The organism is Serratia sp. P2ACOL2, from assembly GCF_003691565.1.
In the GTDB taxonomy this organism is placed as follows: Bacteria; Pseudomonadota; Gammaproteobacteria; order Enterobacterales; family Enterobacteriaceae; genus Serratia; species Serratia liquefaciens.
The window spans coordinates 2,006,403-2,019,417 of record NZ_CP033162.1 but is presented as its reverse complement, the minus strand read 5'-3'; the positions used below and the strand labels follow the sequence as shown (position 1 = coordinate 2,019,417).

Genomic DNA, 13,015 nt, shown 5'->3' with positions numbered 1-13,015 from the left:
ATTTAAGGTGATAACAACATGGGATTCAAATGCGGTATCGTCGGCCTGCCTAACGTAGGCAAATCCACCCTGTTCAACGCGTTGACCAAAGCGGGTATCGAAGCAGCCAACTTCCCGTTCTGCACCATTGAACCTAACACCGGTGTGGTGCCGATGCCCGATCCGCGTCTGGACCAGCTGGCCGAGATCGTCAAGCCACAGCGTATCCTGCCAACCACCATGGAATTCGTCGACATCGCCGGCCTGGTCAAGGGCGCGTCCAAAGGTGAAGGTCTGGGTAACCAGTTCCTGACCAACATCCGCGAAACCGAAGCGATTGGCCACGTGGTTCGCTGCTTCGAAAACGACAACATCATCCACGTTAACAACAAAGTTGACCCGGCTGACGACATCGACGTCATCAACACCGAACTGGCCTTGTCGGATCTCGACACCTGCGAACGCGCGATCCACCGCGTGCAGAAGAAAGCCAAAGGCGGCGACAAAGACGCGAAAGCGGAACTGGCAGCTCTGGAAAAATGCCTGCCACAGCTGGAAAACGCCGGCATGCTGCGTGCGCTGGATCTGTCCGAAGAAGACAAGGCGGCCATCCGCTACCTGAGCTTCCTGACGCTGAAACCAACCATGTACATCGCCAACGTCAACGAAGACGGTTTCGAAAACAACCCGTACCTGGACAAAGTGCGTGAAATCGCTGCGGGCGAAGGCTCGGTTGTGGTTGCCGTGTGCGCCGCGGTAGAATCCGACATCGCCGAGCTGGAAGACGAAGACCGCGAAGAATTCATGGCGGAACTGGGCCTGGAAGAGCCGGGTCTGAACCGCGTGATCCGCGCCGGTTACGAGTTGCTGAACCTGCAGACCTACTTCACCGCCGGTGTGAAAGAAGTCCGTGCCTGGACCATCCCGGTTGGCGCTACCGCCCCGCAGGCAGCCGGCAAGATCCACACCGACTTCGAAAAAGGCTTTATCCGCGCCCAGACCATCGCTTTTGAAGACTTCATCACCTACAAGGGTGAGCAAGGTGCCAAAGAAGCCGGCAAGATGCGTTCAGAAGGTAAAGACTACATCGTTAAAGACGGTGACGTGATGAACTTCTTGTTCAACGTCTAACTCCCGCCTCTGCAGCAAACTCCAAAATCCACGCCCCGGCGTGGATTTTTTGTTTTAACCGGTAATGTTGATTTTGGGCCATACCAACGCAATAATATACATCGTATAAATATAGAGCATTCAATGATCACTACACACGTTTTCATCGCCACCAGCCTGGACGGTTTTATCGCTCGGCAAGATGGCGACATCGACTGGTTATTGCAACGCGACACCTCGGCCGAAGATCATGGCTTCGATACCTTTATCGCTGACAAAGACATGATCCTGATGGGGAGAGGGACTTATGAAAAGGTACTCACCTTCGATAGCTGGCCTTATGACCTCCCGGTACTCGTACTGTCCAAACAACTGGCCAATGAGCCGGTCCCTCCTGCCCTGACAGGTAAAGTTCGGTTCGCCAACCTCACGCCAAAGTATGCGCTTGAGCAGTTAGCCGCGCAGAATGTGCACCGTGTCTATGTTGATGGCGGGCAATTAATACAGTCCTTTCTGCGCGAGGGGTTGATTAGCGATATGGTGATCACCAAGGTTCCCGTACTGCTTGGCTCGGGCAGGCCTCTGTTCGGCTCACTGCAACAGGACATTGATTTAAAATTACTGTCGAACCGGAGCTTTCCTTCGGGCCTGGTGCAATCCCACTATCAGGTATTGCCCCAATGACTCGTCCACGCGGGCGCCCAACCAACGGAAAAGGAGTAACGCGGGATGACATTCTGGATTCCGCTCTTGGCCTGCTGGATGAAAGTGGCGGACAAGGGCTGACGATGCGTACCCTCGCCACTCGGCTGGGCGTCACGCCGATGAGCCTCTATCACCATATTGGTGATCTGGCCGGGCTATTGCGCGCTTTATCCGATCGCGTCTATGCCGAAGCCATGGAGGGGTTGAGCGGATTGGCTGATCCGCGGACAGAAATTCGAACATTGCTCACGCGCTATCATCGCGCAGTCGGCTACCACTCCCAGCTCACGCTGGCAATCTTTGCCACGCCTGAGGCCTTTGCCGGGGTCACCCGGCAGATTACCGCTCGCCTTACGGCCTTGCTGGCTGAGATGACGACAGAGCCCCTACAGTGGCGCGATATTTTGGTTGATCATGCCCATGGCAGCGGTTTGGCCCTTGTCGCGGTGCGGGGAGACTCTCTACGGGCGCAGAGCCTGCAAGAACAGTATCTACAGGCCCTTGATCGTCTGCTGAGCAGCGTGTCAGCGCGCCCGTAGCACCTTATCCACAAGCCCCCACTCTACCGCTTGCTCGGCGCTCATAAAGCGGTCGCGATCGAGCGCGCGCTCAACCTCTTCGTAGCTACGACCGCAGTGTTCGGCGTACAGGCGGATCACGGTGTGCTTGGTGCGTTTCATCTCTTCGGCGTGGATAAGGATATCTGACGCTTGCCCCTGAAAACCGCCCAGTGGCTGGTGCACATGCAGGCTGGCATTAGGCAACGCCATCCGGTGGCCGGCTTCTCCCGCCATCAGCAGGAATGACCCCATCGAGCGAGCGGTACCCATACACAGCGTATGCACCGGTGCGTTGATGTACTGCATGGTGTCGTAGATGGCGAAGCCACTGGTAATCACCCCGCCCGGTGAATTGATATATAAATTTATCGGTTTCTCCGGGTTCTCAGCTTCGAGAAACAGCAGTTGAGCACAGAGCATCTCTGCCACCTGATCGTTGACCTCCCCATTGAGGAAAACGATGCGGTCGCGCAGCAGCCGCGAATAAATGTCGAACGAACGTTCTCCCTGGCTGGTCTGTTCAACCACCATCGGGACGAGCAGCATCGATTCACGCATCGGTGAACTCCCGTTTTTAGATTGGAATAATGTGTTAAACGTCAGGCTGCGTGCATCAGGTGCAATCCACCGTCGTTCGCTGCCGTCAACCTGGCGTCGTCGAGTCGGTGAATGACGCGTAACAGGCTTCCGCCGTCGTCAGCGGGCAGAATTTGCAAAGTCACGGTGCTCTCAAGGTACGGCGGTCGATCATCACGCATTCGATAGCTGATTTCTTCACCCGGCGTTATCGCTAGCGGTTCGGTATCGGCCAGTTCGGCATTCGGTAACCATTGTTCGCGCAATGCCGGGATCCCCATAGCCCGCCAGACTTTCTCTGGCGACGCATCGAGTTGATACTCCAGCACCAGCGGCGGCAGCTGGGCGTCGGTCGGGTTCATTGATCCATGTCCTTTAGCAAAATGTTCAGCCTGTCGATGCGTGCCAGCCAGAAGGCGCGGTATTTGTCCAGCCATTGCGCAATGACCGCCAACCCTTGCGGGTCAACCTGATAATTGACGAAACGGCCCTGCCGCGCCTCGCACACCAGGCCCGCCTGCCGCAACACGGCCAGGTGTTGAGACATCGCCGACTGGCTGATCGTCATGCCTTCACGCAGTGCGCTGGCATTCATGCCGCCAGCGGCCAGTTTTTCGAAGATGCTGCGCCGGGTGGGATCCGCCAGCGCTTTGAAGAGGTCATTTTCATTCATGACTACACATTAGTAGTCACTTATCTAATGCGCAAGTTTAGCGCGGAAAATAATCACGCTCACGCCAAAGAAAGGGCGTAATCATAACGTCACGCTCAAAGCACCGAGACCGATAAACAGCCCGGCGATGGTGGCGCTCATCAGATTAGACAAGGTGGCGGCCAGCAGCGCGCGCAGGCCCAGGCTGGCAATATCCGAAGCGCGTTCCGGTGCTACCGCGCTGAACGCCCCCACCACCACGGCTATCGAGCCAAAGTTGGCGAACCCGCACAGTGCGAAAGAGATGACGGCGATGGTTTTAGGATCGAGCACCGCGACGCTGTCTTTGAGATAGGCTGAAAAATTCACGTAAGCGACGAATTCGTTGATCGCCAGCTTCTGGCCAATCAGCCCGCCGACCACCCCAGCGTTATCCCAGCTAACCCCCATGATATAAGCCAAAGGCGAGAACACATAACCGAACAGCCTTTCCAGGCTAAGCTGTTGCCAGCCAAACAGGCTGCCGACGCCGCCAATCAGGCCATTAATCAGCGCAATTAACGCCACAAAGGCCATTACCACGGTAGCGACGCCCACGGCTATTTTCAGCCCGAGCATCGCTCCACTGGCCGCGGCTTCGATAATGCTCGCCGGGCGTTTTTCACTAAACGCCATCTGGCTGAACTCGACCTGCGACGCCTCTGTTGCCGGGCTCAGCATACGTGCGAACAGAATGCCGCCGGGGATCGCCATCAACGATGCCGCCAGCAGATATTCAATCGGTACGCCAAGGCCGGCATACCCCACCAACATTGAGCCGGCGATCGACGCCATTCCGCTGCAAATGACGGTAAACAGCTCATTGCGGCTCATCTTGTTAATAAAAGGCTTAAGCACCGCAGGCAGCTCGTTTTGCCCTAAAAAGATGGTGGTCACCGCGGCAAAAGCCTCAACCTTGCTGATGCTCAGCATCTTTTGGAATACGTAGCCCAACAGATTAATCACCCACCCCATCACGCCGAGGTAATAGAGAATCGAAATCAGTGCGGTAATAAAAATAATGGCCGGCAGAACATGAAAAGCGAAAACAAAACCTGCGCCGTCAAACAAGACATTCATTTTAGGGCCGACCAGTCCGCCAAAAATAAATGAGCTACCGGCATCGCTGTACGAAATGACTTTATTGACTCCACCGGCAATAGCATTAACCCCCCACTTACCGGCGGGCACATATAACATAATTGCGCCCAACAGCACTTGCAGTATTAATGCGCTGAAAACGGTTCTCAGGCTGATTCGTTTACGGTTGTTGGAAAAAATAAAAGCAATAAGGAGAAGAATACAGATACCTGACAGGCTGCGTAGTAAGTCCATAAATCCGTCCCTTAATACCCGTCGTATTTCAGCGGTAGCGGAAAAGTCATTGGGTATGTAAATGTACCTGTCCTGAAAGGTGAAAAGGGCAAAGCACTCCCCTCCACCTTTCAGGCTGGCGTTTTTATTTAATGTTGTTTATAGGGTAAAACTTAAGGAATAACGCGTCGTCTTAGGCGGCGGCCTCCTGATAACAACAGGCAATTTGCGCGGCCAGCTTGGCGTTGTTGAACACCAATTGAATATTGGCGGTCAGGCTGTCGCCCCCGGTCAATTCAGCCACTCTGGCCAGCAAAAATGGCGTGCTGTCCTTGCCCTGAACGCCTTGTTCAACCGATTCCCGCACGGCACGCTCAATGGCGGCATTAATTTTTTCCTCCGGCACCGCATACTGCGCCGGGATCGGGTTGGCAATCACCATGCCGCCCTCCAGCCCGGTCTGCCACTTGGTGGCCATGGCGCGGGCGATCTCCGCCGGGGCATCTAGCTGAATGCTGACCCTGAAGGGGCTGGTACGGCAAAAGAATGCCGGCAGCGTTTGGGTCTGGTAGCCGATCAGCGGTACGCCGTGGGTTTCGAGGTATTCGGTGGTCAGCCCCAAATCCAAAATAGACTTTGCACCGGCGCAGATCACCGCGACATTGGTGCGTGCCAGCTCCTGCAGATCCGCCGAGATATCAAACGTGTGCTCTGCGCCGCGGTGCACGCCGCCGATGCCACCGGTGGCAAAGACGTGAATGCCCGCCATCTCGGCAATAATCATGGTTGAGGCCACGGTGGTCGCCCCGTGTTTACCGGCGGCGACGATGAACGGCAGATCGCGACGGCTCACTTTCGCCACCTTATGGCCCTCTTTACCCAGCAGCTCTATTTCCTCACGGCTCAATCCCGCCTTCATTCGGCCGTTAATGATGGCGATGGTCGCGGGCACCGCGCCGTGATCGCGGATTTTTTGTTCCACTTCCAGCGCCGTCTGCGCGTTCTGCGGGTACGGCATGCCGTGAGAAATGATGGTGGATTCCAGAGCCACAACCGGGCGTTTGTGGGCCAAAGCCTCGGCAACCTCCGGCGAAATGTCCAGATAGTCATGGGAAATCATGTTATTTTTCATGCTTGTAGCTCCAACAGTTTTTGTACGCTGCCATTCGACAGGTTCGGGTTATTGGTAAATTCGGATGCCAGCGTCAATGCCGAGCAGCCCTGCGCAAAACGAATGCTGTCCGCCAGCGTCATATCTTCCAGCCAGCAATGGGCCAGGCCCGCCATCATGGCGTCGCCGGCCCCAGTCACATTGACGATGTCAACGACCAGTGGCTGCGACCAGCCGTTTTGCCCATCAATTTCGCTGTAATAAACCCCGGCTGGCCCCATGCTGAGCGCCAGGCGTTGTACCCCTTGTTGATGGAACCAGCGGGCCACCGCTGGCGCATCCTGCGGCCCGTGGATCGCCATGCCGCTGAGGATCTCGGCTTCGAGGCGATTGGGCTTGAGAGTATGGATATGCGAGAGCCAACGGCGGATTTTGGGCGCTTTAAATGCCGATACGGTGTCAACAAACACCGGCACGCTGCCGGAGTGCCCGAATAGCCAGGCCAGTGCGTCCTCGGTCAGGTTGCAGTCAACCACCAGCACGCCCGCATGCAGGATCAACTCTTTAGACGTGGTCAATAACGCCGGTGTGAGTTTCTCGAGAATGCGCATGTCGTTAATCGCCACCAGCATTTCGCCGTTGTTATCGAGTAAGGAGACATAGGTCGAAGTATTTTCACCGTGCAATTTATGGAAGCTGTCGACATGTACCCCCGCCAGCTTTGCCTGTTCGAATAAGGTTTCGCCATAGAAGTCGTCACCGACGACGGAAATAAGGTGACACTCCCGGCCTAATAAGGCGACATTCTGCGCAATATTTCTGCCGACCCCACCTGGCGTGCATTTTATTTTTCCCGGGTTGGAATCTTCATACACTAATTTAGAGGAAGCATAACCGCAGACATCCATATTGGTAGAACCTACGGTTACCACATAGCTGTGCTCCGACAATATATAACCCTTACCCTTTATATATCCTTTATTCATTAAATTCATAATGTGCCCGGCGACACCAGAGCGGCTAATACCTAAAACATCGGCAATTTCCTGCTGTGGGATCAAAGGATCACGTCTCAGAAGATGCAATATCTGTTTCTCTCTGCTGGTCATATTGGACACTTGTTTGTTTTTAAACATACGTTTGTTTTATATCGGGCATGAAAAACAGTAAAGTGGGATTAAAGGCTTTAGCGAAGATTTGGGAAGAGGATCGTAAGATGAATGAACCGGGTTTCAGCGTTAATTCTGTGATACCCATCAAATAATAAATTCGGTTTTATCCTTCAAAAAGAGTCAAAAATAATCATTAGCCGAGACACAGCATTTTATTCTTATAATAATCTCAACAAAACAACCGGATAGAGTTTTCCGTGACGCAACCTAACATTTGTTGGGTTTACCGAACCTTACCCTTTTCTGATGGAGCTTGGGCAAGCCGTGTTGTCCCCGAAAAGAGATACCTTTCACATTTGTATTGAAATGAAGTCGCGTTCTGGAAACTTGGTGCCCCTCAGCGGATGCCGAGGGGGCGTGGATAAATCACTAATGCGCTTACAAAGGGGTACAGCCCAGATCGCCACTTGGGGTCTTTTTACCCTCCTGCGACTCCAGCGCAATCCTTGCTAATGGCGTGTCCTCATCATAGCGGGCTTGGGCGCCCAGGCTCTTCGAATAGCGGTTGTATTTCCACCAGGCGTAGCCGAGGAACACCACCAGGCCCCCTACGTTATAAAACACAATGGTCATGATACTGGCGCCGGTCGGGAAGGTTGACGCGATAAAGCCTACGGTAAAAATGACAATCAGCGTGCTGACAATCGCAATCCCCTGCAGCCGGGAGCCCATTTTAAAATCACGCTCCACGCGGTCGTACTTCAAACGCAGGTTCAGATAGGCCAGCATGATGAACAACGGCGGCAACATCGAAGCGGCAGCGGTCATGTTTATCAGCGTATTCATTAACTCCTGCACGCTGTCCGAACCCAACGTCGGGATCAGCATCAGCGGGATCACGATAAAGAACTGCAGCCAGGCGGCGCGGGTTGGCACGCCATGCTTATTCAACCGAATGGTCTTCTCGCCAAAGATGCCCTTGGGGATCTCGGTGAAGAAGATTTTGACCGGTGCGGCGGTCCACATCAGCAATGAGCCAAACATCGCGGTAAAGGAAACCAGCCCGACGAAACGGTTCATCAGCACCGCAGGCAGGCCAAAGTGCGCCGACAGGCCTTCGAATACCTGCACCGTGCCACCGGTAAAGTGCAAATCGGCACGGCTAACGAACACGTTAAGCAGCAAGGACGCTACCGAATACAGCACGCCAATCACCAGCCCGGAAATGACAATCACCTTAACAAAAGAGCGGCTGCCGCCCTTGACGTCGTTGACGTACACCGCAACCGACTCTGCCCCGCCCGCGGCCTGAAAAATCCAGGCGGTAATGCCGAGGAAGGCCCAGCTAAAGCTTGGGGTCATGGCTTCTACGGTAATCGGGTTAGCCGGCTCTATACCGCCAATTACCGCCGCACCGGCCAGAATGATGTAGGAAAACGTCAGCAACAGCATCAACGATGAGGTCACAGAGGTCATCGGGCCCAGCAGTTTGGCACCGCTGTTTGAGATATAGGTCGAAAATGCGAACAGGAAAATACTGATGATCGCGGTAGTTAATGGCGTAAAGACGTAGTCATACCCCAAAAACGCGTAGGAGGCGTAAGCGATGACCCTCGGCAGCAGCGCGGTGAAGAAGAATAAATTCACGAACCAGTAGGTATAGGCGGTCATAAATGCCCAGCGTCCGCCTAACGCGCTTTTTACCCAAGCGTATACGCCCGCCTCGGAGTTTTTATTCAACGAGACGAACTCGGCAATGATCAGGCAGAAAGGAATAAAATAGATAATGGTCGCCACCAAAAATACCGGGGCGGATGCGATGCCAAGCTGGATATTATTATTTATCACATTATTGAAGCTGAACACTGCCGCGAACGTCATCGCCAGCAGGCCAAACTTGCCGATAGTATTTCTATTCGACACAGCCATAGACACTCTCCGAAATTTGTAGGGTACTTATACCCGTCATACTTCAAGCTACATGGGTGTTGGCTGCACTATTCGGCCCATCCTTGGGCCTCACCCCTTACGGGGCCGCTGCAAGCAACGTTCAAATCTGCTCCCGGCAGATTTGCCACTCACCCCAGGATCGATCTTGAGTAAGCTCCTGGGGCTTCGCTCAGTTGCCGCCTACAAGCAACTCGAATTATTTTGGGTATATATTGGAATAAGAGATTGCCGCTATTTATTCATAAAATAGCTGTCTTCGATGGTCACTTTTAAAATGACTTTTTTTACCTGGTGACTTTCTTTGAATCGGTGCGCCTGATGGTTCTCAAAAATAACCACGTTGCCCTCGCCTACGCGGTATATTTCCCCCTGCCCGTTGAAAATTTCGCGGTCGGTTTCATCCTGATAGGCCACTACCGAAGTCAGTTCGCTTTTATCAGCAACCTCAATGTTCTCCTGGCCGGCCAGGTAATAGTGCAGATCAAAATAGCGGCGATTCCCCTCCAATCCACCATGTTGCTGCCCAGGGCCGGACGCCAGTCGGTAGACCAGCGAGTCGCCGACAGAATGAAAGACATTCGGCTCGATATTATTAATATTATTGATGGCCTCCATGCAGCGTAGCCATTTTTTCCCTGAGCGGTAAATGCGCTGAAACTCCGCTAATGATTCGACAATAATCATGAGTTCGCCTTTTCTGACTGAGCGTTATTATTGACCGGCGCGTAATTAAACTCGGCCAGCTTCTCTGCCTGGGTTTCCTGCCGATTGAAAGGCACCAGCGTAAAGCCGTAGCTGAACGGCGACAGATAAACCCGATAAGAATCCAGCACCTCCGATCCCCAGGAGTTGGAACCAAGGCCCAGAATTTGATCGTCAAGGTTTAACGTCAGGTAATCACTTTCTTGCAGCTCGTTAATGTGCTGAGCCTGATGCAGCATGTCGGCGCTATAAGGCCACAGGCTGAAGTTGATCGGCCGTCGCGGCTGAATAAATATCCCTTTGCCTTCGCCATCCTGCAGGCTCAGCCAACGGACTTCTTGGCGGTTGCCGTTATCCTGCGGGAACGGATAGTGTTCAAACAGCTCGCCCACCCGCTGCTGATAATGGCCGATCAGGTTGGCCTGGCAGCTGTCCTGATAGTTTTCACCCGGCCCGCGGCCATAGTATTCCACCTGTTCAAAGCGGCGGCTGAGGCCGAAATCCAGCCCAATCTTCGGAATGACCTGTTGGAAGTCGCCATAAGGTGCACCCGACAGATCCAGGCTGATATGCCCTTGCGGCGATATCTGCCAGCGGTAACGGCAGCGCATGCCGAAATCGAACACCGGCGGTGCAATCAGGGTGCAAACCTCAATCACCAGGTCGTCGCCCTGACGCTCCCAGCGCAGACTGCGGAAGTGATGCTGCATAATCTGCAGGTGATGCGGATGCCAAATCCCTTCGTACTCTTGCTTATGGTTGTCGATCACCGGTTTGAAGAAGGAAAGGTGTGGCGCACGCCCCACCACTTCGTCCCCCGCCACCTGCCAAGAGATCAGTTCACCGCTCAGACGTGAGAAGGCCAGGCTGAAATTGTCGCCGCTGACCACCAACCGGTGGTTTTCTTCATGGCATTGCAGCGGCGAAGCGCGTTTATCTCCCGGCGGCGCAATGAGTAGCGGCGCAGCGGGTTGCAACAGATGCTGATACTGTCCAAGCAAATCACCACTTTCGCTGTAACGGGTGGCGCTGTCCTTATACACGGCAACGTCAATAAAGGTTTCTTGCGTGCCCAGCGCCAACTCAGGAAAATGCAGTTCTTCAGACTCGCCCGGCTGCAGGTGCGGCAGTTTGATGTCATAGCTGGCCAGTTGACGCCCCCCGGCCTTCACGCTGACGACCAGCGTAATATCGGCCAGCGAACTGAACCAATAGCGGTTTTTAACTCGCAGCACCGGCGTCCTCTCGCCTGCGCCGCTGACCTCTACCGGACACAGCACCTGCTTATATTCACGCAGGCCAGGACCGGGGCGCTGATCCGGGTAGATCAGGCCATCCATGCAGAAGTTATAGTTATTCGGGTAATCGCCGTAATCACCACCGTACTGATAGCGTTCGCGTCCCTGCGCGTCATGACTGAGCAAACCGTGATCGCACCACTCCCAGATGTAATGCCCCTGAAGGCTGGCATGGCGGTTAAACACCGACTGATATTCGAACAGGCCTCCCGGCCCATTGCCCATGGCATGGGCGTATTCACACAAAATTCGCGGCTTGGCATGGGGATACTCGCCAAAGGCATTCATCATCGCCACGCGCGAATACATGGTGCTGATCACATCGACCACTTCCGCATCGCGGTCTTCTTCGTAATGCACCAGCCGAGTGGGATCCAGCGCCTTGCAGCGTTTAGCCATGGCGCGGATGTTGCAGCCATAACCGGACTCGTTGCCCAGGGACCAGATAATGATTGAGGGATGGTTTTTCTGCGCCATCACATGGCGCTCAATGCGCTCGACGTAGGCATTTTCCCAGCGAGGATCGTCGGTGATGCGGCTAATATCGCCAACGTTAGCGAAACCGTGGCTTTCCAGGTCGGTTTCCGCCATCACAAACAGGCCGTAGATATCACACAACTCGTAAAAGCGCGGATCGTTCGGGTAGTGGGCGGTTCGCACCGAGTTGATGTTGTGTTGCTTCATCAACACGATGTCGCGCTCAACCCGCGCCATGTCCACCGCGCGCCCTTTGCGATGATCGTGATCGTGGCGGTTCACGCCATGCAGCTTTAAATAGCGTCCGTTGACATAAAATAGCCCCTCACGCACGCCGATCTCACGGAACCCGACGCGCTGCGGCACCACCGACACCAGATTACCGGCGTGGTCATACAGGCTAAGCAGCAATTGATACAGATAAGGGTTTTCTGCATTCCATTGCTGCGGCTGGCTGACCGGGATCTCAAATCGGCAGCGGGAACTGGCCCCGATACTGAGCTCATTTTCCCAGCGTTCGGCGACGCAGGCTTCACCGTCAAAAAGCTGAGCCTGCAGGCGATAACCGCTTGCCACGGACGGGTTCAGGTTGCCAAGCTCGACATCCAGTGCCAGCACTGCGTCGCAATACTGTTCATCGAAATGCGTGACCAGCGTGAGATCATGAATATGGGTGCGTTGTTGACCGATCAGGTAAACGTCGCGGAAGATGCCGGCCATCCACCACATGTCCTGATCTTCAATATACGTCGAGTCTGCCCACTGCATAACGCGAACGGACAGCAGGTTTTCGCCTGCTTTCACATAGTCGCTAAGATCAAACTCGGCGGACAAACGGCTGCCTTTGCTGAAACCGACGTAGCGGCCGTTGAGATACACCTCAAAGTAGGTTTCCACGCCATCAAACTTAATGATGACCTGCTGGTTTTCCCAGTCGCCGTCCAGCGTAAACTGGCGTTGATAGGCACCGGTCGGATTGTTGGTCGGCACGTAAGGCACGTCGATCGGGAAGGGATAGCCCTCATCGGTATACTGCAATTGGCCGTGACCTTCCATCTGCCACATGCCCGGCACGGTGATGTCGCCCCAGTCCGCCATCAGTTGGCTATAGAACGCCGCCGGCACCCGATCAGGGTGTTCGAAGTAACGAAACTGCCAACGGCCGCTCAGCAGTTGAAATGCCGCACTGGCGTTGCGATCGAAGCTTAATGCCTGCGTGGCATTACGATAGCTGAAGAAGCTCGCTCGCGGCGGTAAGCGATTCTCTGACTGTTTTTCTATGTTTTCCCAATGATTCACGTCACGTCTCCCGACAACTTTCAATGGGAGAACGATAGTAAATATTTAGTAAAAACTACAGATCATATTTACCTAATGACGACGGGATCACAATAAATATGAAATGTCTTTTTTAATCATGACGTTAATTT

Annotated in this window: 12 protein-coding genes; 3 read left to right on the top strand and 9 right to left on the bottom strand. The window is 54.1% G+C overall.

Going from position 1 to position 13,015, the window contains the following annotated elements:
• Positions 1–18 precede the first annotated feature (18 nt).
• The 3 genes from ychF (at position 19) to EBA31_RS09920 (ending at position 2,333) form a co-directional block, all read left to right on the top strand.
• A complete protein-coding gene (gene ychF / locus EBA31_RS09930; protein ID WP_020826439.1) occupies positions 19–1,110 on the top strand; it encodes a redox-regulated ATPase YchF in 1,092 nt (363 codons plus the stop codon).
• A gap of 123 nt (positions 1,111–1,233) precedes the next feature.
• Positions 1,234–1,773, top strand: a complete 540-nt coding sequence (locus EBA31_RS09925; protein ID WP_122078672.1) for a dihydrofolate reductase family protein — start codon at positions 1,234–1,236, stop codon at positions 1,771–1,773.
• On the top strand, positions 1,770–2,333 hold the full coding sequence (locus EBA31_RS09920; RefSeq protein ID WP_122078670.1) for a TetR/AcrR family transcriptional regulator: 564 nt from the start codon (positions 1,770–1,772) through the stop codon (positions 2,331–2,333). Before EBA31_RS09925 ends, EBA31_RS09920 begins: the two co-directional genes overlap by 4 nt.
• On the opposite strand, the gene EBA31_RS09915 is transcribed toward EBA31_RS09920, so the two are convergent.
• The 9 genes from EBA31_RS09915 to ebgA all read right to left on the bottom strand — a co-directional run bounded on the left by EBA31_RS09915 (position 2,319) and on the right by ebgA (position 12,884).
• The gene (locus EBA31_RS09915) at positions 2,319–2,912 is read right to left on the bottom strand and encodes an ATP-dependent Clp protease proteolytic subunit (RefSeq protein ID WP_122078668.1); all 594 of its coding nucleotides are present in this window, start codon (positions 2,910–2,912) and stop codon (positions 2,319–2,321) included. The two genes, EBA31_RS09920 and EBA31_RS09915, sit on opposite strands and share 15 nt — an antisense overlap.
• Positions 2,913–2,953: 41 nt before the next feature.
• The gene (locus EBA31_RS09910) at positions 2,954–3,292 is read right to left on the bottom strand and encodes an SRPBCC domain-containing protein (protein WP_122078666.1); all 339 of its coding nucleotides are present in this window, start codon (positions 3,290–3,292) and stop codon (positions 2,954–2,956) included.
• Positions 3,289–3,603 (bottom strand): helix-turn-helix transcriptional regulator, encoded by a 315-nt coding sequence (locus tag EBA31_RS09905; RefSeq protein ID WP_122078664.1) that lies wholly within the window; start codon positions 3,601–3,603, stop codon positions 3,289–3,291. Before EBA31_RS09905 ends, EBA31_RS09910 begins: the two co-directional genes overlap by 4 nt.
• A gap of 81 nt (positions 3,604–3,684) precedes the next feature.
• Complete coding sequence (locus EBA31_RS09900; RefSeq protein WP_122078662.1) at positions 3,685–4,956, bottom strand: NupC/NupG family nucleoside CNT transporter; 1,272 nt, start codon at positions 4,954–4,956, stop codon at positions 3,685–3,687.
• A gap of 172 nt (positions 4,957–5,128) precedes the next feature.
• Complete coding sequence (locus EBA31_RS09895; protein ID WP_046373838.1) at positions 5,129–6,067, bottom strand: pseudouridine-5'-phosphate glycosidase; 939 nt, start codon at positions 6,065–6,067, stop codon at positions 5,129–5,131.
• Positions 6,064–7,182 carry a PfkB family carbohydrate kinase gene (locus EBA31_RS09890; RefSeq protein ID WP_122078660.1) on the bottom strand — a complete coding sequence of 373 codons (1,119 nt, stop codon included), beginning with the start codon at positions 7,180–7,182 and terminating at the stop codon, positions 6,064–6,066. Before EBA31_RS09890 ends, EBA31_RS09895 begins: the two co-directional genes overlap by 4 nt.
• Before the next feature lie 414 nt (positions 7,183–7,596).
• Positions 7,597–9,087 (bottom strand): amino acid permease, encoded by a 1,491-nt coding sequence (locus EBA31_RS09885; RefSeq protein WP_122078658.1) that lies wholly within the window; start codon positions 9,085–9,087, stop codon positions 7,597–7,599.
• Between the two features lie 252 nt (positions 9,088–9,339).
• Positions 9,340–9,792 (bottom strand): beta-galactosidase subunit beta, encoded by a 453-nt coding sequence (locus EBA31_RS09880; protein WP_122078656.1) that lies wholly within the window; start codon positions 9,790–9,792, stop codon positions 9,340–9,342.
• A complete protein-coding gene (gene ebgA / locus EBA31_RS09875) occupies positions 9,789–12,884 on the bottom strand; it encodes a beta-galactosidase subunit alpha (RefSeq protein WP_122078654.1) in 3,096 nt (1,031 codons plus the stop codon). The genes EBA31_RS09880 and ebgA overlap by 4 nt, the downstream gene beginning before the upstream one ends.
• Positions 12,885–13,015: the final 131 nt, after the last annotated feature.